This is a genomic window from Luteibacter sp. TLI7-4A (genome assembly GCF_056754745.1).
This window is the reverse complement of sequence record NZ_JBPGWO010000001.1, coordinates 2,387,563-2,409,572: the sequence shown is the minus strand read 5'-3', so window position 1 is coordinate 2,409,572 and position 22,010 is coordinate 2,387,563. Positions and strand designations below refer to the sequence as shown.

The window sequence follows — 22,010 nt, the reverse complement described above, 5'->3', positions numbered from 1 at the left end:
TGGCATCATCGGGCTCGTACCGGGAACCTGCGTATGCATCACACGCTCATCACGAGATGGATCCTCGTGGCCACGATCTTCGTGATCGCGGCCCCCCTCGCCACCCAAGCGGCCACCATGCCGCCGGTCCCCACGCCGCAGTTCCGCAGCTACGGATTGCATGAAGGCCTGCCCAGCAGCAAGGTCCAGGCCGTAGCCCAGGACGCCCGGGGCTTCATCTGGGTAGGCACGTCGGTCGGCCTGTCCCGTTTCGATGGCGTCGAATTCACCACCCCTGGCATCGGCCCGGACTTCACCCACCCGTTACCCACCGGTGGCGTGGTGGCCCTGCTGGTGGATTCCGCCGATCGCCTTTGGATCGGCGGACCCGAAATCGGACTCGGACGCTACGACCCCGCAAGCGGCGGTTTCGTGCAATGGCACGATAGCCTGGCCGACAACGACGTTCGCGCCATCGCGCAGGCGCGCGACGGTTCGATCTGGATCGGAACCGGTGGCGGTCTCGCCCATATGCAGGCCGACGGCAGCGCCTTCGAACATCGTCATGCGGGCGCCGATGGGCCATCGTCGGCATCGATTCGTGCCGTCCACGCGTCCGACGACGGTCGTGTATGGATCGGTTCGGACGGCGGCGTGGATGTCGTCGATGCGTCCGGCCGGATCGACCGCGTGCCCTTCGAAGATGGAAGCCATCCACGCGTACTGCGGATCGACGGCCACGCGGCGGAGTTACGCTTCGCGACCGAACGAGGCCTTTACCGCCTGTCCCACGACGGTCAGTTGCGCCGCGACCGCCGCCTCCCCGTGTCGACCGCCTATGCCTCCCTTGTCGACAGCCACGGCAGCTTATGGCTCGCGGGCGTGGATGGCTTGTCGATGCTCGATCGCTACGGACGCCTGCACGCCGTACCGGGCTCCTGGACCGCATCCGGAGGACTACCCGGACGTAGCGTGCGCGGCATGTTGGAGGATCGGGAACATGGCCTGTGGTTCGCCTTGAGCGATGGCGGGCTGGCTTACCTCGGTCCGGCCTGGGAAGACTTCACCCGCTTCGCCCATGTCGCTACCGATCGCTTCAGTTTTCCCGGCCGTTCGGTCACGGCCGTGGCCGCTCACGGAAGCACGCAACTGTGGGTCGGTGGCCTGCGCGGATGGATACGACGTTTCAATCCCGCCACGGGGCGCACCGATGAAGGATTCGATATCGGGTCCGTACGCGTGCAATCGTTGCTCGAAGTATCGCGTGGCCTGTTGATCGGCACGGTGGACGGCCTGTCGCTCGCGCGGCGTGGACGCGCGTGGCCACTGTTGCGGGCAAGCATCGACCGGCCCGTGACCACGATAGTCGCGGGAAACGACGGAACCGTCTATGTCGCTTCGTTGGGCCAGGGCCTCTTCGCGCTCGACGCCAAGCTCACCCAGGCCACCGCGATTCCCTTCGCCGAGTTGCGGCGCGGCGCGGCGGATACGCGCCAGATCGAGATCGTCGCCGGCGAACTCTGGCAAGCCAGCCTGGCCGGTCTCGCGCGACTCGACCGCGGTTCGGGCGACATGCGTTTCATCGAAGGTGTCGCGCCCGGCCGGGTCAATGCCTTCGAGCCCGAGGAGGACGGCTTCTGGGTCGTACGCCCGGATGCCCTGGAACACTACCGCTGGGATGGCCGGCGAGCGCAGCGCGATCGCCATGCCGGTGGCGTGGATGGATTCCCCTCGTCGGATATCCTCAACGTGCGCCGCGACGTCGTTGGCCGCATCTGGCTGTACGGTCACACCGGGGTGTGGCGCTTCGATCCGGGCAGCGGCAATTTTCGTCCGTTCGGCCTCGCCGACGGATTGGCCAGCGGCGAGTTCACCAACGCGACAACCGTGCTGCTCGATGACGGCACGATGTACGGTGCCACCCTCGGGGGCCTCGTGGGGTTCAGGCCCGATCGTCAGCGCGACCACATACGGGCGCCCGCCATCGCGGTGCTCGGCGCCACGGTGTCGCGCGGCGGCGTTCGCCAGGTCGTGCCGGTCGAAAACGGATCATTGCGCCTTGCCTGGAACGATCGCGAACTGATCGTACGGGCGCGTGCCCTTTCCTACGTCAATCCGGATCGTAACCACCTGGTTTTCACCCTCCAGCACGATGGCGGTACGACGGTGTTGCGCACGGGAAAGGATGGCGAGCGTAACTTCGGCCCGCTCCGTGCGGGCACCTATCGGCTGGTGATCTCCGGCTCGGGGCGCGACGAAGTGAATGGATCGCTTCCCGAGCCACTGATGATCATGGTCGATGCGCCGCCGTGGTTTCGCTGGTGGGCATGGCTCGCCTACGTGGTCACCCTGGGTGGTGTCATCCTCGCCATCGTCGTCAGTACGCGCCGGCGCGTGCGCCAGGCCATGCGGCTCAAGCTTGCCGAACAACAGAAACGTCTTGCTGAAGAGGCGAACGCGGCAAAGACCGATTTCATGGCGACGCTCGGCCATGAGATCCGTACGCCGATGACCGGCGTGCTCGGCATGGCGGAACTGATGGCGAGAACCCCGCTCGACGATACCCAGCGAAGCTATGTCGAGGCGGTTCGCCGCTCGGGGGCTACCTTGTTGCGGCTGGTCAACGATGCGCTGGACATCACCCGCATCGAGTCGCGCCGCTTGGTTCTCGAGTCGGAATGTGTCTCGCTACGCGCCATCGGCGAGGAAGTGGTCGCATTGGCCACCGGCGGCGCGGGGGAGAAGGGCCTGGTGCTTTCATCGACGATCGATGCCGGCGTACCCGAGGCCATCCGCGGCGATGCGATCCGTCTTCGTCAGATTCTTCAGAATCTCGTGAACAACGCGGTGAAATTCACCGAGCGCGGTGGGGTGTCCTTGCACATGGGGCGCGATGGCGGAACCCTGGTCATGACGGTGAGCGACAGCGGCCCGGGCATGTCCGCGGCATTGTGCTCACGTGTGTTTTCCCGGTTCGAGCAGGGAGGGTCACCGCAGCGTGCCCAGGGATGCGGGCTGGGCCTTGCGATCTGCCACGAGCTCTGCATCCTGATGGGCGGTAGCATCCGTGTGAGCAGTGAGCCAGGGCGGGGAAGTTCCTTCGTCGTGCAACTGCCGTTCGAGGCCTGTACGTGCGAGGGCCACGCCGGCAGCTCCGTTCCATCGTTCGCCCTCACCGGGAAACGGCTGCTCCTGGTCGAGGACGATGCCCTCGTCAGCGAGGTGATCGCTGGCTTGCTGGGCCGGCGTGGGCATGTGGTCACGGCGGTCGCCGACGGACTCGCCGCCATGACGGAATTGTCGCGCGGCAGCTTCGACGCGATGCTGCTCGACCTGGACTTGCCGGTGGTCGACGGTTTCCAGGTGGCGCGCCTCGTCCGCCGCATGGAACACCTGGATGGTTTGCCGATCATCGCCGTCACGGCGCGCTCCGCCGGTGATGAACTGGCGGCGATCCGCGAGGCGGGCATGGATGCCTTGTTGCGCAAACCCATGACGGGCGACGACCTGGAAGCGGTGCTGGACAGCGTCTGTCACGCATCGGCCGCCGCGATGCAGTGATGGTTTCTTCCTCGGGTGGGAGCACTCTGGTGGGAGCCGACCCTGTCGGCGATGGGTGCTTGCTTGAACCCGACCCGCTGCCGCGGGATCGCCGACAGGATCGGCTCCCACCAGATCGGTTCCGCTGGAAAACCCGCGCTAGCCGAATCGCCGGAAATAGGCGAGAGCGCCCACGACCAGTAGTGTCGTCGGCAGCAGGTTCGCCAGCAGCGGCGGCATGCCGTACACGGTGCCGAAGTTGACCATGGCGCCTTGCAGGAAGTACCAGCCGATCGCGAGGATGATGCCGATGAAGAGACGCTTGCCCAGGCCGCCCGAACGGAGCGAGCCGAACGCGAACGGCATGGCGCACAGGACCAGCACGAGCGTGTTCACCGCGAACAATGCACGCCCCCAGAAGGCCACGGCGTAGGCGCCGGGATTCTGCCCGTTGGCTTCGAGATAGCGCATGTTGCGGCGCAGGTCGGCCATCGAGAGGTATTCGGGGTGGATCACCGATTGTTCGAGCACGTGCGGATTCAGGCGTGAAGCCCAGGTTTGCGTGTCTTCGTGCGAGGAATGCGTGCCCTGGGCGTCGAGCGTGGTGGTGCGCACATTGGTCATCACCCAGCGGTTGCCATCGTGGATGGCGCTGTCGCCGTGCGAGAACACACTCACCTGGCCGTCCGGCGTGAAGGTGTAGACGCGGACATCGACCAGCTTCACCGTGGTGCGGTCGCCGTCCTGCGTGGCGATGGCCGACTTGGCGTTGATGATCTTGCCGCCATCGCGTGCCCATAGGCCGCTGCTGGTGGAGCCGAGGTTGCTCGAACGCATGCGTACCTGGATCGCCTGGGCATGCTGGTCGCCATAGGGTCCGGCGGTCTCGCCCATGATGACGACCCCGACGGTGAGCACGGCGATCACGCCCGCCGCCGAGGCGGCGATGCGCAGCTTCGACATGCCCGCGGCGCGCAATGCGGTCAGTTCTCCCGTGGCGGCGAGGCCACCCAGGCCGAGAAGGCCGCCGATCAACGCGGCGTTGCTGAACATCTGGTACAGGCGCCGCGGCACCGTGAGCATGATGTACGCGATGGCGTCGTACAGCGTGAAGCCGTTCTTGCCGATATTGCCCAACTGGCGGACGAACTGGGTGAGCGCGTCGAAGCCGGTCAGCACCAGCCAGACGAGGAGGAGGGTACCGAGGACGCTGGCGCCGATCAGCCGGTCGGCGCGCTTGATCGTCAGCGTGGCCATCAGTGGGCTCCCTTCACGCGCCGGGCGCTGTTCTGTCGCCAGAAATACCAGGCCGCCACGCCGAACACGATGGCGTGCAGCACCCAGATGGGAGCCGAGGTATGCAGGTGTCCCTTGATGATCTGCGCGCGGGCGATCAACTGCCAGACCACGTAGAGGAAATACGCCAGCACGGCGATCAGCAGGCGTCCGTAGCGGGCGTCGCGCGGTGCCTGGCGCGACATCGGCAACACCATCATCATCAGCACCAGCGTGCTGACGGGAGCGGCGAAGCGGGAAACGAGTTCGCCCAGGTTCTCCGGCGTGATGTCCTTGAACAGGTCGGTGGTCGCCGATTCGTGGGCCGGATCGGTGTCGTCGTCATCGTCCGAGATGGAGGAGAGCGATGCATCGTTGCGCTCGTATTTCATCCGCCGCCAGTTATCGCCGGCAAGGGGAATCTCGAACTGCCAGCCGTCGTACAGGGCGAGGAAGCGGTTCTGGCCGTCGCTTTCCTGATACATGCGGCCACTCTTGGCGCTGATCACGCGGACCTGTGGACGGCCTTCGCTGTCCGTGCGGTCGGTGGCCAGGAAGGTCTTGCCCAGCACGGTGCCGTCGCGGCTCAGCGTGTCGACGAAGATGATGCCGCCCTTGCCGGGCAGTTCGGTGAAGCGGCCGGCGTCGAGGCCGGCGGCGATCACGGATTTGTTCGCCGCGGCGATCACCTGGTCGGCCGTGCGCGCCGAAAGGGGGCCGAGCCAGAGCGACACCAGGCCGACCACGATGGTGGACAGCACGGCCAGCAGGGTGACGGGGCGGAGCATGCCGCGCGGGCCCATGCCCGAGGAGGCCAGCACGTGCATCTCGCTCTCTCGGTACATGCGGCCCAGGGCGATCAGGGTGCCGAGGAAGGCCGACATGGGCAGCAGGGTGGAAAGCAGGTCGACCATCTGCAGGCCCAGCACCTCGAACATCACGCTGGGCTGGATGCTGCCGTTGGCTACTTTCTGCAACACGGTCGCGAACGCGCCGCCGGCGAAGATCACCAGTAGCACGATGGCCGTCGCGAGCACCCCGTAGGCAAGTTCGCGCAGGAAATAACGGTCGAGGATGCTGAGCATTTGATAGAATTGGCGGTTCGTGCCGCGTCAGTCCCGGCCGGCAAACCATAAGTCTAGCCTGTCCGGACCCCCGGCGGGCTTTCGCAGGACAGTAAGCTATGACGGTTCAGTTCAGCCTCGGTTCCAACGCTCCCGAATCCACCGCCACCCCGGTGGCGGTGGTCGGCGTCTACGAGAACGGTGTCCTGACCAGCGCCGCGGCGCGGATCGACACCGCCGCGAACGGGGCGATCAAGCGCCTGGTCGAGGCCGGGGACGTCACGGGCAAGGTCGGCAACGTCGTCACCCTGCTGCAGCCGGCGGGCGTGGCCGCCGCCCGCGTGCTCATCCTGGGCCTGGGTGCGCAGAAGTCCTTCGACGCCGCCCGCTACCAGCGGGTCACCCAGGAAGCCGCCCGGGCGATCGGCCGCTTGCCCGTCACGGAAGCCGTCAGCTGGCTGCCCGAGATCGACGTGCCCGGCCGCGACGCCGCCTGGCGCCTGCGCGTCGCCGCCCTGGTCACCGACCATGCCGCTTATCGCTATACCGCCACGCTGAAGCCGCGCGACAAGGCGCCGCCGGAACTGGCCTCGGTCACCCTGGTCGGTCCCGCCGAAGGCGAGGCCGGTCTCGCCGAGGCCCGCGCCATCGCCGAGGGCGTGCGTTACGCCCGCGAGCTGGGCAACCTTCCGCCGAACATCTGCAACCCCGACTACATCGCCGATCAGGCGCGTGCCTTCGCCGACGCCCACGAGGGCGTCACCTTCGAAGCGCTCGACCGCGCCGACATGGAGCGCGAGGGCTTCGGCTCGCTGCTCGCCGTGGCGCGCGGCTCGGCGAATGCGCCGCGGCTGGTCATCCTGCAGTGGACCGGGGGCAAGGAAGGCGAGAAACCCTACGCCTTCGTCGGCAAGGGCATCACCTTCGACACCGGCGGCGTCAGCCTCAAGCCGGGCCCGGGCATGGAAGAGATGAAGTTCGACATGTGCGGCGCGGCCGGCGTGCTCGGCGCCTTCGTCGCCGCGGTGAAGCTCAAGCTGCCGGTGAACCTGGTCTGCGTGGTCCCGGCGGTGGAAAACATGCCGGACGGCGCCGCGTATCGTCCGGGCGACGTCCTCACCAGTCTCTCGGGGATCACCATCGAGGTGCTGAACACCGACGCCGAGGGCCGGCTGATCCTCTGCGACGCGCTCACCTACACGGGCAAGCGCTTCGATCCCCACACCATCATCGACGCCGCCACCCTGACCGGCGCCTGCGTCGTCGCCCTGGGCAAGCACGCCAGCGGCCTGATGACCAAGGACGAGACGCTCTCCGCCGAACTGCTCGCCGCGGGCGAGGCCACGCTCGATCGCGCATGGCGCCTGCCGCTGTGGGACGACTACCAGAGCCAGCTCGAATCCGGTTTCGCCGACGTGGCCAATATCGGCGGCAAGTACGCCGGTGCGATCACGGCCGGTTGTTTCCTCGCCCGTTTCACCGAGGGCCGCCGCTGGGCGCACCTGGACATCGCCGGCACCGCGTGGGACGAAGGCCGCAAGGGCATGGCCACGGGCCGCCCCGTGCCGCTCCTGACCCAATGGTTGCTAGACCGCGTCGCCGCCGGCTGATTCCGCTCCGATGCCGCGTGCCGATTTCTACCTGATCGACAAGCCTCGGTTCCGCGAGGACCCGCTGCTCCTGGTCTGCGAACTCGCCAAGCGCGCGTTCGCGGCCCAGCAGCCGACCCTGATCCTCACCCGCGATTTCGAGCAGGCCGAGGCGGTCGACGAATACCTGTGGTCGTTCGACGAGGACAGCTTCATTCCGCACCAGCTCGCGGGCGACGATGACGACGCGAACACCGCGGTGCTGATCGTGCCGCCGGGCGTGGAAACCGCCGACCGGCCGATGGTGATCAACCTGCGCGATACCTGCGCGCAGGGCCGCTTCGACAGGGTGCTGGAAGTGGTCGCTGCCGATCCGGCGGAACGCGAGGGATCGCGGGTGCGCTGGACGGAATACAAGAAGGCGGGTTTCGAGGTGAACAAGCACGACATGTGAGCCGATGGCTCGCGTGTCGCCGCATCGCCGACAAGTCGGCTCTCACCCCGTTGCCGCGACCTGGCCCGCTGCCGCGGGATCGCCGACAAGGTCGGCTCCCACCGAAGCGCCGGGCTTCCACCAGACCGCCGGGTTCCCACCGATGCGCCGGGCTTCCACCGAGCCGCCTTAGCCCGGTGGGAGCCGACCCTGTCGGCGATGCTCTTCGGCGAGCAGCGGTGCCTCAGCCCAGCTTCCGCGCCTGCTCACGCATCGCATCGGCCTGCCTGGTCCAGTCGGCGATGCGCTGGCGCTCCTGCTCGACGACTTCCGCCGGGGCGTTGGCGACGAAGTTGGCATTGCCGAGCTTGGCCTCGCATTTCCTGATCTCTCCCTCGACACGGGCGATCTCCTTGGCGAGGCGCGTCTTCTCCGCGCCTACGTCGATCAGTCCTTCCAGCGGGATCAGCGCACGCATGCCGCCGACCACGGCGACCGCCGCGGCGGGTTCTTCGCCATCCACCCAGGCCGGCGACTCGACCCGGCCCAGGAAGGCGATCTGCGCCGCGAACTTCGCCGAGCGCTCGCGATCCGTCGCATCGCCATCGGCAAGCAGCAGCGGGATGGTCTTGCCGGGCGCGATGTTCATCTCGGCACGGATACGGCGGACGCCGGTGAGCACGCCCTTGACCCACTCGATCTCGGCGGTGGCCGTATCGTCGCCTTCCACATCCGAGGCTTCCGGATAAGGCCGCAGCATGATCGTCTCGCCCTCGATGCCGAGCAGCGGGCGCACGTGCTGCCAGATTTCCTCGGTGACGAAGGGAATCAGCGGATGCAGCGCGCGCAGCAGCGTCTCCAGCACGTGGACCAGGGTGTATCGCGTGGAAGCCACGGCCACGGCATCGTCGCTGCCGAGCGCAGGCTTGGACAGCTCCAGGAACCAGTCGCAGAACTCGTTCCAGGTGAACTCGTACAACGCCTGTGCGGCGAGGTCGAAGCGGTAGAGCGCGAGTTGTTCCTTCACCGTCGCCAGCGTGTCGCGAAGGCGGGTGAGGATCCACCGTTCGGCTTCCGTGGCTGGCTTCGTCGGCGCGATCGCCTCTTCGCCGAGGTTCATCAGCACGAAGCGCGAGGCGTTCCACAGCTTGTTGACGAAGGCCTTGTAGCCGCCGCAACGCTCCAGGTCGAACTTGATGTCGCGTCCATGCGTGGCGAGCGAGGCGAAGGTGAAGCGCAGCGCATCGGCACCGAAGGCGGGGATGCCATCGGCGAACTCCTTGCGCGTGGACTTCTCGATCTTCTCGGCCATCTTCGGCTGCATCAGGCCGCGCGTGCGCTTGGTGAGCAGCTCGTCCAGGGTGATGCCGTCGATGAGGTCGAGCGGATCGAGCACGTTGCCCTTGGACTTGGACATCTTCTGGCCATCCTTGTCGCGGATGAGGCCCGTGACATAGACGTCCTTGAACGGGACCTCGCCCGTGAAGTGGTCGGTGAGCATGATCATGCGCGCGACCCAGAAGAAGATGATGTCGAAGCCGGTCACCAGCACGCTCGACGGCAGGTAGCGGTCGAAGCCCAGTTCGGCCTGGCGTTGCGGGTTCGGCCAGCCAAGCGTGGAGTGGCTCCACAAGCCGGACGAGAACCACGTTTCGAGCACGTCGTCGTCGCGGCGCAACGCACCGGTATAACCCTGCGCGGCGGCCCTGGCGGCGGCCTCGTCCTCGTTCCGCGCGACGATCACGCCGCCATTGTCGGTGTACCACGCGGGGATGCGATGACCCCAGGTCAGCTGGCGGCTGATGCACCAGTCCTGGATGTTGGCCAGCCAGTGGCGGTAGGTGCTGATCCAGTTCTCGGGCACGAACTTCACGTGGCCCTGTTCGACCAGTTCCAGGCCACGCGCGGCGAGCGTGTCCATCTTCACGAACCACTGCCAGGTGAGGTACGGCTCGATCACCTGGCCGCTGCGATCGCCACGCGGCACCTGCAGCTTGTGCTTCTTCGTCTCCACCAGGAGACCTTCGGCCTCCAGGTCGGCGAGCACGGCCTTGCGCGCGACGTAGCGATCCATGCCACGGTATTTTTCCGGCGCGGCGTCGTTGATCCTGGCATCGTCCGTGAGGATGTTGATCATCGGCAGGTTGTGGCGCTGGCCGATGGCGTAGTCGTTGAAGTCGTGGGCGGGCGTGATCTTCACGCAGCCGGTGCCGAAGTCCTTCTCGACGTAGTCGTCGGCGATGATCGGGATCTGCCGGTTCGACAGCGGCAGCGTGAGCATGCGCCCGATCAGGTGCGCATAGCGCTCGTCTTCCGGATGCACGGCCACCGCGACGTCGCCGAGCATGGTTTCCGGACGCGTGGTGGCGACGACCAGTTCGCCCGATCCGTCGGCCAGCGGGTAGCGGATCGACCACAGCGAACCGTCTTCCTCTTCGCTGACCACTTCGAGATCGGAGATCGCGGTCTTCAGCACAGGGTCCCAGTTGACCAGCTTCTGGCCGCGGTAGATCAGCCCTTCCTCGGAGAGCCGCACGAAGGTCTCGATCACCGCCTCGGACATGCCCTCGTCCATGGTGAAGCGCTCGCGCGTCCAGTCGCCCGACACGCCCAGGCGGCGCATCTGGCGGCCGATCGTGTCGCCGGACTCGGCCTTCCATTCCCAGACGCGGGCGATGAACGACTCGCGGTCGAAATCCGAACGCTGCTTGCCCTCCGCGTTGAGCTGGCGGGTCACCACCATCTCGGTGGCGATGCCCGCGTGGTCGGTACCGAGCTGCCACAGCGTGTCGTAGCCGCGCATGCGGTGGTAGCGCACCAGGGTGTCCATGATCGTGTGCTGGAACGCGTGGCCCATATGGAGCGTGCCCGTGACATTGGGCGGCGGCAGCATGATCGTGTAGGGCGTGCCCTTGCCGGACGGCTTGAAATAGCCGTTGGCCTCCCACTGGGCGTACCACTTCGATTCGATCTGGCTGGGCTCGAAACTCTTGTCCATGCGTGGGCTCTCGGACGACGAAAAAGACCGCCATTGTAGGCGATACTTGGCGGATGACTGAACTCGAAGTGGCCGCGATCCTCGGCGCGGAGGGCCCTTTCGCCCGTGAAGTACCGGGTTTCGCACCGCGCGAGGCCCAGCAGCGCATGGCCTCGGCGGTTGCCGGGGCCATCGCCGAACGCGACGTCCTGATCGCCGAGGCGGGCACCGGCACCGGCAAGACCTTCGCCTACCTGGTGCCAGCCCTGATGTCGGGGCGGAAGGTCATCGTTTCCACCGGCACCAAGGCCTTGCAGGACCAGCTGTTCTTCCGCGACCTGCCCCGCGTGCATGCGGTGCTGGGCAGCCGGGCCAGGGTGAGCCTGCTCAAGGGGCGGGCCAACTACTTGTGCCTCTACCGCCTGGACCAGGCGGTGCGCGAGGGAAATCCCGACCGCCAGCTGGTTTCCCAGTTGTCCGCGATCCGCGCCTGGTCGGCGCGGACGCGTCGTGGCGACCGCATGGAAATGGTCGATATCCCGGAGGATTCGGCGGTCTGGCCCCGGGTGACCTCCACGCCGGAGAACTGCCTGGGATCGGAATGTCCGTTCTTCGAGGATTGCCACGTCGTGAAGGCGCGTCGCGAAGCCATGGAGGCCGACCTGGTGGTGGTGAACCACCATCTGCTGATGGCCGACCTGGCCCTCAAGCAGGAAGGCTTCGGCGAGATCCTGCCGGGTGCCGATGCCTTCATCCTCGATGAGGCGCACCAGATTCCCGAACTCGCCGGACAGTTCTTCTCGCAAAGCGTCAGTGCGCGGCAGCTCGTCGATCTGGGCCAGGACGCGCTGGCGGAGGCGCACGGTGTCACCGGAGCCACCAGCCAGTTGCTGGAACCGGTCGAGGCCATCCAGGACCTCGTGAAACGCCTTCGCCTGGCGATGGATGCGTTGCCGCCGAGAGGGCCCTTCGGGGCGCTGGATCGTGACCCCGTGGTGCACGGGGCGCTGCTCGAACTGCGCGATGTGATGGCGGCCATGGCCGACTTGCTCGCGGCACTCGGCGAGCGCTCGCGCGGGCTGGCGAACGTCCACGAACGGGCGCAGATGCTGAGCTTGCGCCTCGACCGCATCGCGGAAGAACACTCCGCCAGCGACGTGCGCTGGTACGAGACATGGCCGCGTGGATTCGCGTTGCATGCCACGCCGCTGGACCTGGCCGCGCCGTTGCGCGCGATGCGCATGTCCACGGATGCGGCGTGGATCCATACCTCGGCGACCTTGTCGATCGCGGGCGACTTCGGCCATTTCGCCCGCCAGCTGGGGCTGGAAGATCCACGTACGCTGCATGTGGAAAGCCCCTTCGACTATCGGCGCCAGGCACTGGCGTATTTGCCGGCGAATCTCCCCGATCCTGCCGCTCGCGACTACACCGACCGGGTGGTGGATGCCGTCCGGCCCGTCCTCGATGCCTCGGATGGGCGGGCCTTCCTGTTGTTCACCTCGCATCGCGCGCTGCGGCGCGCGGCCGAGCTGTTGGAAGGCCGCGTGCCGTGGCCACTGTTCGTGCAGGGGAGTGCGCCGCGGCACCGCCTGCTGGAGGAATTCAGGGCGAGCGGACGCGGCGTATTGCTCGGCGCGGCGAGTTTCTGGGAAGGCGTCGATGTGGCGGGTGAGGCATTGAGCGTGGTGGTGATCGACAAGCTGCCCTTCGCGATGCCCGACGATCCCGTGCTGCAGGCGCGGCTGGAGGCATTGGAGGAAGCGGGTATCAATCCCTTCATGGGGTGGCAGGTACCCACGGCGGTGATCGCATTGAAGCAGGGGGTCGGCCGCCTGATTCGCGACGTGCACGACCGGGGGGTGCTGGTGCTGTGCGATCCGCGCTTGAGCACGAAGGGTTATGGACGGTTGTTCCTGGCCAGCCTGCCGCCCATGCCGAGGACGCGGGAACTGGCGGATGTGGTGGGGTTCTTCGCATCGGGCGCCGCGGCGGATTGAATCGCGGACAGGGTCCGCTCCCACCGGGTGGTGGCGTGTCCGGCACTCGGTTTGGCTTGACTCGGCTCGGTGGGAGCGGACCCTGTCCGCGATGCTCTTCAAGCCCCCGAAGCGGCCGCCCGATCTCCACCGGCATCCGTATAGAACACCACGACGGTCGCTCCCCGCGGCCCGGCCGTTCCACCCCGCATGACATCGCCGCTGCGACCGATCGAGTCACCCGGCCGTATCACGCGCGGCATTCCTTCCGGTGTCGCCAGGTGCAGTTCCCCTTCGAGCAGGTAACCCGCGTCCGGTACGGTGTTCCGGTGCCAGGGAAGGGAGGCGCCGGGCTCGATCGAGATGCGCAGCATGCGCATTTCCGGTTGTCCGTCCGCCCATGTCTGCGTGGCGGCTGGCGGGGTTTCGTTTCGGGAGGGATCGGTCGTGGCGGCGATGGCGGCTCCTACGAGGATGGCCAGGGGCATCGCTAGCTGGACGGGAAGCATCATGCGGTCCTTGCGTGGGTGATCAATCGATCCTGCACGCGGGAGAGGTCGCTTGTCTTGAGAACACTCTCATTCGCATGACTTATTCAGGCACAGGCAGGCAATGCTCCGCATTTCGCCCTCGTTCGCCCCGTGCAGGACAGAAACCGACCTTTCCCCGCGCCCTTCGCCGTTCAATGATCGTCCCACCGCCGACGACGGAGAAGCCCATGTTTCGCTGGATGCAATCGATCACCGCCAAGGTGCTGGGCATCGCCATGCTCGCGCTGGTCATGCTCATACCGCTGTCCCAGGCCGACGGTCTCGTGCGCGAACGGCAGGCCATGCGCGATGCGGCTTTCACGCGTGTCGCCGAGGGTTGGGGTGGACCGCAGACCATCGGCGGCCTCGTCCTGGCCGTGCCCACGCGATACGAGACGCAGGGTAGCGATGGCAAGGTGGTGAGCGTGCGTGACGGCACGGAAATCGTGCTGGCCGACGAACAAAGCACCGTGGCGGACCTTGCCGTGGACCGGCGGCGCGTGGGCATGTACGAGGTGCCGGTCTACACGGGCGAGGTGACCATCCACGGCCGCATCCTGCCCGAGGACCTTCGCCGCTTCACCACCGATACGGGAGCGGCGTGGTACCCGGCCAAGGCCGAGATGCGCCTGCTGATCGCCGACACTCGCGGCTTGCAGGGCATCACGGCGCTGACGGTCGACGGACACACCGCGCGCTTGTCGTCTTCCACCGCGCGAATGGGGCCCTATACCGTGCTTTCCGCACCGGTGCCGGTCGACCCCGCTCGCGACACGCCACTGGATTTCGCCCTGACCCTGCGCATCGCCGGTACCGGGTCGTTCTCGGCACTGCCCCTGGCGCGTACGAACACGTTGCGCATCCGTTCGCCGTGGCCCGATCCCAGCTTCACCGGCGCCTTGCTGCCCGGCCAGCGTAGCGTCGGCGCGCGAGGGTTCGACGCGACGTGGCGGGTACTCGATCTCAACCGGGCCTATGGCCAGCATTGGGACGCCTCCGATGCGAACGTGGCGGGCCGTCTCGAACCATCCGCCTCCGGCGTGAAGCTCTACCAGCCTGGCGGCGTGTACCAGCAGAACGATCGTGCCGGCAAATACGGCCTTCTCTTCATCGCGCTCACCTTCGTCGCCTTCTTCCTCTTCGAGATATTGAAGGGGCTGCGCCTGCATCCGGTGCAATACCTGCTCGTGGGCGCGGCCATGACCAGCTTCTACGTGCTTCTGCTGGCGTTGTCCGAGCAGATCGGCTTCGGCCCCGCCTATCTGGTGGCGGCCGCCGCCGTGGTGCTGATCGTGGGTGGCTATGCGATGGCGGCCCTGCGTGCCCGCGCGGCGGGCCTGGCCCTTGGCGGCGTGCTCGCCTTCGTTTACGCGATACTGTATGGCCTGATCGGCGCGGAGCAGTACGCGTTGCTGATCGGCTCGATCGTGCTCGTCGCGGTGATCGCCCTGCTGATGTACCTGACCCGCCGGATCGATTGGTACGCACAGGGTGTACCGTTTACTTCCTCGCTGGATACGCCATGAACTTCCTCGCCATCGAAACCTCCACGGAAGCCTGCTCGGTCGCCCTCGTCCATGGCGACGAAGTGATCGAACGCAGCGAAATCGCCCCGCGCCGCCACGCCGAGCTTGTGCTGCCGATGGCCGACGACCTGCTCGCCGAGGCTGGCCTGAAACGCGGGGCGCTCCATGGCATCGCCGTGGGCCGCGGCCCCGGTGCGTTCACCGGCGTGCGCCTTGGCGTGTCGTTGGCACAGGGCATGGCGATGGCGCTCGATGTTCCCGTCGTCACCGTGTCGTCGTTGCAGGCGCTGGCGCTGGAAGCGCTCGAGGACGATGCGGCGATCCTTTCGATCATCGATGCGCGCATGGGCGAGATCTACGTCGCCGCATGGCGGCGCGAGGACGATGGCGGCATCGTCCTGATCGACCGCGAGCGCGTCGACACGGCCTCCGCGCTGGTGTTGCCCGACGTGGCGGCATGGCACGTCGTTGGCACGGGCTGGGCCACCTACGAGGCGATCCTGCGCGAGCGCATCCTGGCACCCATTCGCTCGGCCGATGGCGCGCGCTATCCACAGGCACGGCACGTCGCGCAAGTGGCGGCGCGGCGTTTCCGCGATGGTGAAGCCGTGGCGCCGGAGCTGGCTTTGCCGGTGTATCTGCGCGACAAGGTGGCGCTTACGCTGGTGGAACAAGGCCGGGCCTGAGCGCGCCTACGACGTTGGATGTATGGCGGGAATATCGTTCCGGACTTATCTTGCGTAGCCACGGATAGCGACACGACGACAAGGATATCGACCATGAACGGACGCGGGCTGCGCGAGCAAGGCGACATCGATACCTCGTTCGGCAACGAGGGCACGGCTGAGCTTCGGTTCGAGGATTATGTCATCGAGCCGGGTGCGAGCGAACCGCTTCGCGCATTGGCACGGACGGCGGACGACAAGATCATGCTGGCCATGGGCTGCCGCAGGCCCTTCGGCGGTTGGCAATATGGATTGGCGCGGCTCATGCCCGATGGAACCTTCGACCCTTCGTTCGGGGTGGAGGGTGTCGTGATCGAACCTCCCCTGCCCGAGGAAACCCTGCAAGGTGCCCAGCCTTTGCCGATGGCCGGTGGGGCGACGGTACTGGTACTCAGGTCCATGAACGGGGAGACATGGATGCTGACACGCAGGAATGTCGAAGGCGTGCTCGACGATACGTTCGGCATCGGCGGTTATGTGAATCTCGATGGCATCCGTCCGCCGGGCGAGCCCCTCGTCGTGAAGGGTTTCGTCATCGCGGGGTCGGACGACGGTTGCTTTTTCATCGGTACGACCAGCGCCGCCGAAGGCGGTTATGGTGGCATCGTGTTCTGTTTCGACGCGCAGGGCAAACTCGATCCCACATTCGCCGGCAAGGGCTATGCCCTGGTCGATGTGCCGTTGGGTGCATCGGGCAGGATCACCGATGCGTTGCTGCAAGATGACGGGAAAATCGTTCTGAGCACGGCAACGATTTCTGGAAACTCACGAATCGTGCGCCTGCTTCGGTCAGGCGTCCCCGACCCGGCGTTCGGGGAAGCAGGACACGTCGTGATCGATGGAAACGACAGTGCCGATCGCATCGAAATCGAAAAACTCGCCTGGTCGAACGACGCCGGCCTGTGGGGAGCGGGAAGCATCATGACCCGCCGTCCGCGAGTCGGCGTGTTGGTTCGACTGGACGATAAGGGAGCGATCCCCCCGAGCTTCAACGGGGGCAGGCCGCTGGAAATCAACTACGGGAACACCGACGACGATGGCGGGCTGGCGCTTCCCTTGCATATCGCGGTTTCGGCCGAAGGTGGCGTCACCGTGGTCGGCAGTGCCGATTACGACTGGACAGATATAAAGCGGTTGGTTGTCGGACGTCACGTTTCGTCGGGCGAGCTCGACTCGTCGTTCGGCGATCGCGATGGATACTTCACCATCGACCCGGCCCTCGAAGGTTTCAACTTCATTTTCTTCGGCATCGATGTAACGAACGATCATCTGGTCTTCGAGGTGTTGAGCGGTAACGGTGTGGGCAGTCCCAATCCCGATCGCGTACTCGTACAGCGATACTTCGCCTGAGGAACCTCCGGTAAGATACGACGCGTCCGTTCGGACAGATGCTCAATGGATGTTTCACGGCCGTATCGGCCGTTTCAGGAGAATCAACTCAGTGCGTCGTACCCCCTTGTTTTCCAGCGCCAGCCTTGCCTTGCTGGTGCCCCTGGCTTCGATGGCCGCCGACTCGGCCAGTTTGCAGGTAAAAGGCAACCTTTCCCCTTCCTCGTGCGGTGTTTCCCTCAGTGGAAGGGACACCGTGGATCTCGGTCCCATCCCGGTAGGCTCGTTCGTTCCGGGCAAGGACAACGTGCTTCCGGAAACGGCGGCTTTCCTGACGGTCGACTGCGCCGGGGTGCCGGCGAAGTTTCGCCTGAAGGCAACCGATTCCACCGGCGCCACGGCGTCGACGGCGGGGCCCGCCAACTATGGCCTCGGCATGACCGGCGGCCGGCCGATCGGCTATTTCACGCTGAGTATCGCCGCCGATATCATGACCCAGAACGAATTTGTCCTGAAATCGACGGATGGCGGCGCGGGCAACGCGTGGACCGTGCCGGTGCATGGCAAGGTGCCGTTCGACCACGATGGCGAAGCATTCGCTTTCGCGGCGAGCGAGATGGCCGTCGAACCGGCCGCCCTGACGGTGCTCGTGGTGCCGTTGAGTATCCAGCCGGTCCTGGCCAGGAATCCCGTGGTGAACGACGACGTGACACTCGCCGGTCAGGTGACGCTGGAACTTTCCTACTGACCGATGCGCGGCATCCTCGCGCGAAACCGGAACAGGTATCCGGGTACACATCACCCGGTGCTGAAAGTGTTCGAGAGAAGGCCCGGCGCTTACAACGTTCGATGTATTGCCGGGCCACCGGGCCGGACGTACCGTGGCTTCGCATGGTGGGTCTTCGCCATTCGTTCTTCACGCGTCAAGGAGAGACACGATGAGTGCAGGCAAGGATGCCGGGAAGGGCATGCTCTCGCCGGGCGATCGCGATCCGTCATTCGGTGATGACGGAATCGTGACCTTGGTGATCCCCGGTCACGATGAAGCCCACGCCCGATGCGTCGTCATGCTCGACGACTATCGCCTGGTCGTTGGCCTGAGTGCCGTGCCCGCGACGGGCAACTATCGCACCGAGTTCGTCCTGGTCTGCCTGAATGCAGTGGCAGGCAGCATGGACCAGGGCTTCGGCGAAGAGGGATTCGCATTCGGACGCTTCTCAAGCGCGCCATCCAACCTGCCGATGGGTTTCCATGTTCTTCCCGACCGTCGGATACTCGTGTACGGCGTCACGAGCTGGGTGGAAGATACGCTCCGGTTACGCCGGATGGCCGCTCTCGCGTTGTATTCCGACACAGGCGCGCCGGACCGGGGGTGGGGCATCGACGGCACGCGTGCAATCGATTTACCGGGAGACTTCCTGCTGGATCGTGCCAGGCCGATCCTGGGACCGGACGGACGGCTGACGCTCATCGGCGCGGCGTATAGCGATAAGGGGGCCACGGAAGGCGTGATCGCCCAGCTCAACGCGAAGGGGTGGCTGGACGTCGACGCTGCCGGAACGCGCGTCGTGCCATTCAGTTTCCCGGGAGGCGTCGATACCACAGTCCATGGTGTCAACGATTTCACGGTGGAGGATGCGGGCCGGTTCATCGTGGCGGGAAGTACCTCCGGCAGGGGCGTCGTTTCTCGCATCGACGACAAGGGCACGGTGGACAAGTCGTTCGGACAAGACGGTCTCGTGTTCATCGATCCACCGGACATCAACCTGGACAGGACGGGGATCGAGCGAATCGTCGGATTGAGCGACGGTCGCTTGCTTTGCGTGGGAATGGGTGAGATAGGCGAGGAGGATGATGATCTCGGGATGCTCGCGGTACTCACTGGCGAGGGTCTTCACGATCCCGGGTTCAACGACGGCGTCATGCTGTTTTTGCGCGACCTTCCACCATGCCGTCTCACCGATGCGGCCGTCGACGGCGAAGAGCGCTATGTCGTGGTCGGAGAAGCCCGTGCCACATCTGAAATCGTCGTGGCGCGTATTCTTCCCTCGGGCGAGCCGGACAGGTCGTTTGGCGACGGAAAAGGGTACATCGTCGACAACCTCGGTGGAGGCTTCGACCATCTGGGTGGCATGACGATCGCTCCCGACGGCAAGATCATCGTTTGTGGGTGGACCGTCGGTGATGGCTCGGGTGGCTCCAAGCCGCGAGTCGTTCGCTACCTGGCCTGATGCCAGGTGGCGGCGCACTCAGTGGGCGACGAGCACCGCCTCGATCACCGCGCACACATGTTCGAACGAGATGTCGTCGAGCCATGGGCTATTGGTAATCGTAAGCGTGCGTGCGGCGAAATCGCGAGCGTTGGCGACGTCGTCGCCGCCGGGCATCGAGGCGAGGTAACGGTAATCAGGCAGCGCATGCACGAACATGCGCGCCACGCCGTGCCGTGATGACCAGAGGCGTTTGAGCACGGCGTCGCGCGTGATTTCGTCAGGCAGCAGAAGCATCAGGTAGGGCCAGGTTCCGCCGCTGTCGGTGAAGGTGTGGACACCGGGGATGGCGGCGAGCCGCGGGACTCTGATGGCGGCTTGCCGGGTCGTGGCCGCGATGAAGGCAGGCAGTCGATGGAATGCGCGCGCGCCCACCGCCTGGCGCCACCGGCCGACGGAATGCAGCGGGAAATTCGCCTCGAAATGCTCGCCCGCCGCGCCAAGAAGATCACCACGGCGCAACGCTTTCCGCAGCGGGCGGCCATACGCCAGGCTGAGTCCCTGGGGTCGATAGAACATCGCGTAGGCCGCCAGTTCAAGCGACCGGCGCATTTCCCACCCAGGGTGCCAACGCGCGATGCGTTTCGCCACGCGACGAAAGCGCGCGCGGAGGCCTTCGTCGCGGCCGACGAGCAAGCCGCCTTCGAAGATCGACAGGCCCTTGCCGGCGGCGAGGCTATAGAAACCGATGTCGCCACGCGTGCCCGCGAAACCGCCGTTGCATCGCGCGCCGAGTGCCTGCGCGGCGTCTTCGATGGTCACGGCACCGGCGCGATGCGCGATGGCGTTGGCTGTATCCACGTCGGCGATGCGCCCGCCCAGGTGCGTGGGCATGACGGCGAGCGTCTGCGGGCCGCATGCGTATGCGAGGCGTTGCGGATCCATATCGAAGTGGTCGGCCTTGAGGTCGACGAGCCTCGGCACCAGGCCGGCGCGACGAATGGCGAGCGGTACGAGCGGGCACGTGAACGCGGGTATCGCCACTTCGTGGCGCGACGGCTCATGCTCGGCGAGCGCTGTCAGCGCCACCGTGAGCGCCGCCGTGCCCGAACATTCGAGCTGCACCTCTTCGACACCCAGCCATGCCGCGGCGAGCGCGGTCAGCGGTGCGGGGACAGGACCGCCGAGGTCGCCGAGGAGGAGCGACATCCCGGCGGTCGGTGGCGCCTCGTGTTCAGGCAGGAACGGCATCGGCCGCCGCCTCGCCGCCATCTTCCGCGATCGCCAGGCATACGATCCCCGCGACGATCGCCAGCGCGCCAACGATTTGCGTCGCCGTCACCGGCTCGGAGAACATCCACCAGGAAAGGAGCATCACGCTGACCACTTCGAGATGCGAGGCCGCGAAGGCAGGCCCGATGGGCGCGTGCTTGAGCAGGCTCATCCAGGTCACGAAGGCACCGATGTATCCGATCACGGCACCGTAGATCCATGGATGCGAGAACACGCGGGCGACCCACGCCGCGCTCATTTCAACGGGCAGGGCATGCGTGCCGGCGATCTTGAAGCAGATCAGGTTCAGCGTATCGAAGGCGAGCAACATGGCGAAGCCGATCAGGTAGAACCGTTTCATGCGCCGGCTCCCACGATGGCGACGCCGGCGGCTACAAGCAGGATGCCGGTGACGCGTAGAGGGCTCAGGCGCTCGCGGAACAGGAAACGCCCGGCGATCATGATCGCGACGATGTTTATCGAGCCGAGCAGGACGCCCTCCGACAACGGAACCAGGGAGAGGAAGGCGATCCAGACCAGGAACTCGGCCACGTAGCAACCGATGCCCGCCCAGATCCACGGGCGCCCGAACATATAGCGCCAGCGCGCCAGGCCGTCGCCGGCACGGTCGTCACCGGCGGCCGCCTTGAAGGCCAGTTGGCCGCCGGTGTCGAGCAATACATTGGCCAGCCACAGGCCGAGGACGAGACCGTGCATGATCAGGCCGCCATGCGCACGGGCCGCGCGTCGCGTGCGATGCGGCCGAAGAAGTCGGCGGTGCGTTCGATCAGCGTGCGCCGTTCGCGGTCGATCGTGATCATGTGGTAGCTGTCCGCGAGCAGGAGCATTTCGATCGGCCCGCGGACGCGGCGCGCCACGAGGTCGGCGTTGGCGACGCTGGCGACGTCGTCGTCCGCCGCATGGGCAATGAAGCACGGAGCGAGCACGTCCGGGAGGCGCCGGCGCACGTCGCGCGAGAGCTTCACCATCTCGGCCAACGCATGCCACGGATTGCCGGGCAGGCCGGCTGCCTCGCTGTCGCCGGAGAACATCGCCGCGCTCACCTGGGCGCGCAGGCGCTCGTCGCGGATGCCGTAGGGCGGCTGCTCGATGAAGCTGCGCTGGCGACCGATGCCGAGACGCTTGAAGATCGGTAGCAGGAACGATAAGCGTCCGGTCCAGCCGATCGACCAGCCGTCGTAACGGAAGGTCGCACCGTACACGCCGACGCCGTCGATCCAGCCGGGCCGCACGGCGGCGAGGCGCAGGGCGAGCAGGGCTCCCATCGACAGTCCCGCCACGAACACGCGGTCGACTCGTCCACGCAAATCGTCGGCGGCGGCCTCCACGCTGGCGTACCAGTCTTCCCAGGTGGTGGCGAGGAGGTCTTCCTCGTTGCCGCAATGACCGGCCAACCGGACGCCCACGACGGTGAAGCCGGCACGGTTCAGGCCCTTGCCGACCATGCGCATCTCGGTGGGCGTACCGGTCAGCCCGTGGATCAGCAATACGCCGTCACGTCCGCCTTCGAACTGGAATTCCGCGGAATGGTTCACCCGACGCCTCGCGTCCTGCCTACGAT

Annotated in this window: 17 protein-coding genes; 9 read left to right on the top strand and 8 right to left on the bottom strand. The window is 66.2% G+C overall.

Annotated elements, in window-relative coordinates; all coding sequences use genetic code 11:
* Window positions 1–33: 33 nt before the first annotated feature.
* Window positions 34–3,540: a hybrid sensor histidine kinase/response regulator gene (locus tag ACR9Y6_RS10655; protein WP_481281254.1), complete on the top strand. Its 3,507-nt coding sequence runs from the start codon at window positions 34–36 to the stop codon at window positions 3,538–3,540.
* Window positions 3,541–3,678: 138 nt separating this feature from the next.
* Here the strand turns inward: ACR9Y6_RS10655 and lptG are convergent, their stop codons facing one another.
* Together lptG and lptF are read right to left on the bottom strand one after the other, a co-directional pair.
* On the bottom strand, window positions 3,679–4,776 hold the full coding sequence (lptG, locus tag ACR9Y6_RS10650; protein ID WP_481281253.1) for an LPS export ABC transporter permease LptG: 1,098 nt from the start codon (window positions 4,774–4,776) through the stop codon (window positions 3,679–3,681).
* A complete protein-coding gene (lptF, locus tag ACR9Y6_RS10645) occupies window positions 4,776–5,879 on the bottom strand; it encodes an LPS export ABC transporter permease LptF (protein WP_481281252.1) in 1,104 nt (367 codons plus the stop codon). Before lptF ends, lptG begins: the two co-directional genes overlap by 1 nt.
* 98 nt (window positions 5,880–5,977) lie before the next feature.
* On the opposite strand from lptF, the gene ACR9Y6_RS10640 reads away from it, so the two are divergent.
* Both ACR9Y6_RS10640 and ACR9Y6_RS10635 read left to right on the top strand, forming a co-directional pair.
* The gene (locus tag ACR9Y6_RS10640) at window positions 5,978–7,468 is read left to right on the top strand and encodes a leucyl aminopeptidase (protein ID WP_481281251.1); all 1,491 of its coding nucleotides are present in this window, start codon (window positions 5,978–5,980) and stop codon (window positions 7,466–7,468) included.
* A gap of 10 nt (window positions 7,469–7,478) precedes the next feature.
* Window positions 7,479–7,901, top strand: coding sequence for a DNA polymerase III subunit chi (locus tag ACR9Y6_RS10635; RefSeq protein WP_426286975.1), 423 nt, complete (start codon window positions 7,479–7,481; stop codon window positions 7,899–7,901).
* A 223-nt stretch (window positions 7,902–8,124) separates the two neighbouring features.
* On the opposite strand, the gene ACR9Y6_RS10630 is transcribed toward ACR9Y6_RS10635, so the two are convergent.
* Complete coding sequence (locus ACR9Y6_RS10630; protein ID WP_481281250.1) at window positions 8,125–10,878, bottom strand: valine--tRNA ligase; 2,754 nt, start codon at window positions 10,876–10,878, stop codon at window positions 8,125–8,127.
* 53 nt (window positions 10,879–10,931) lie between these two features.
* On the opposite strand from ACR9Y6_RS10630, the gene yoaA reads away from it, so the two are divergent.
* A complete protein-coding gene (yoaA, locus tag ACR9Y6_RS10625; RefSeq protein WP_481281249.1) occupies window positions 10,932–12,857 on the top strand; it encodes a DNA repair helicase YoaA in 1,926 nt (641 codons plus the stop codon).
* A 98-nt stretch (window positions 12,858–12,955) separates the two neighbouring features.
* On the opposite strand, the gene ACR9Y6_RS10620 is transcribed toward yoaA, so the two are convergent.
* Complete coding sequence (locus ACR9Y6_RS10620) at window positions 12,956–13,348, bottom strand: cupin domain-containing protein (protein WP_481281248.1); 393 nt, start codon at window positions 13,346–13,348, stop codon at window positions 12,956–12,958.
* Between the two features lie 206 nt (window positions 13,349–13,554).
* Between ACR9Y6_RS10620 and creD the strand changes: the two genes are divergently transcribed.
* From creD to ACR9Y6_RS10595, 5 genes are all read left to right on the top strand, one after another.
* A complete protein-coding gene (creD, locus tag ACR9Y6_RS10615; protein ID WP_481281247.1) occupies window positions 13,555–14,892 on the top strand; it encodes a cell envelope integrity protein CreD in 1,338 nt (445 codons plus the stop codon).
* Entirely contained in the window at window positions 14,889–15,578 is a 690-nt protein-coding gene (gene tsaB / locus ACR9Y6_RS10610) for a tRNA (adenosine(37)-N6)-threonylcarbamoyltransferase complex dimerization subunit type 1 TsaB (protein WP_481281246.1), read from the top strand. The genes creD and tsaB overlap by 4 nt, the downstream gene beginning before the upstream one ends.
* A 93-nt stretch (window positions 15,579–15,671) precedes the next feature.
* Window positions 15,672–16,967, top strand: a complete 1,296-nt coding sequence (locus ACR9Y6_RS10605) for an NHL repeat-containing protein (RefSeq protein ID WP_481281245.1) — start codon at window positions 15,672–15,674, stop codon at window positions 16,965–16,967.
* Window positions 16,968–17,058: 91 nt separating this feature from the next.
* A complete protein-coding gene (locus ACR9Y6_RS10600) occupies window positions 17,059–17,694 on the top strand; it encodes a DUF1120 domain-containing protein (RefSeq protein WP_481281244.1) in 636 nt (211 codons plus the stop codon).
* Window positions 17,695–17,884: 190 nt separating this feature from the next.
* Window positions 17,885–19,177, top strand: a complete 1,293-nt coding sequence (locus ACR9Y6_RS10595) for a hypothetical protein (protein WP_481281243.1) — start codon at window positions 17,885–17,887, stop codon at window positions 19,175–19,177.
* A gap of 18 nt (window positions 19,178–19,195) precedes the next feature.
* Here the strand turns inward: ACR9Y6_RS10595 and ACR9Y6_RS10590 are convergent, their stop codons facing one another.
* Genes ACR9Y6_RS10590 through ACR9Y6_RS10575 form a run of 4 tightly spaced genes read right to left on the bottom strand, consistent with a single transcriptional unit; the run spans window position 19,196 to window position 21,984 of the window.
* Entirely contained in the window at window positions 19,196–20,407 is a 1,212-nt protein-coding gene (locus ACR9Y6_RS10590) for a DegT/DnrJ/EryC1/StrS family aminotransferase (protein ID WP_481281242.1), read from the bottom strand.
* Complete coding sequence (locus ACR9Y6_RS10585; protein ID WP_481281241.1) at window positions 20,391–20,789, bottom strand: DMT family transporter; 399 nt, start codon at window positions 20,787–20,789, stop codon at window positions 20,391–20,393. Before ACR9Y6_RS10585 ends, ACR9Y6_RS10590 begins: the two co-directional genes overlap by 17 nt.
* The gene (locus ACR9Y6_RS10580) at window positions 20,786–21,145 is read right to left on the bottom strand and encodes an EamA family transporter (protein ID WP_481281240.1); all 360 of its coding nucleotides are present in this window, start codon (window positions 21,143–21,145) and stop codon (window positions 20,786–20,788) included. Before ACR9Y6_RS10580 ends, ACR9Y6_RS10585 begins: the two co-directional genes overlap by 4 nt.
* 2 nt (window positions 21,146–21,147) lie before the next feature.
* Window positions 21,148–21,984, bottom strand: a complete 837-nt coding sequence (locus ACR9Y6_RS10575; protein WP_481281239.1) for an alpha/beta hydrolase — start codon at window positions 21,982–21,984, stop codon at window positions 21,148–21,150.
* Window positions 21,985–22,010 lie beyond the last annotated feature (26 nt).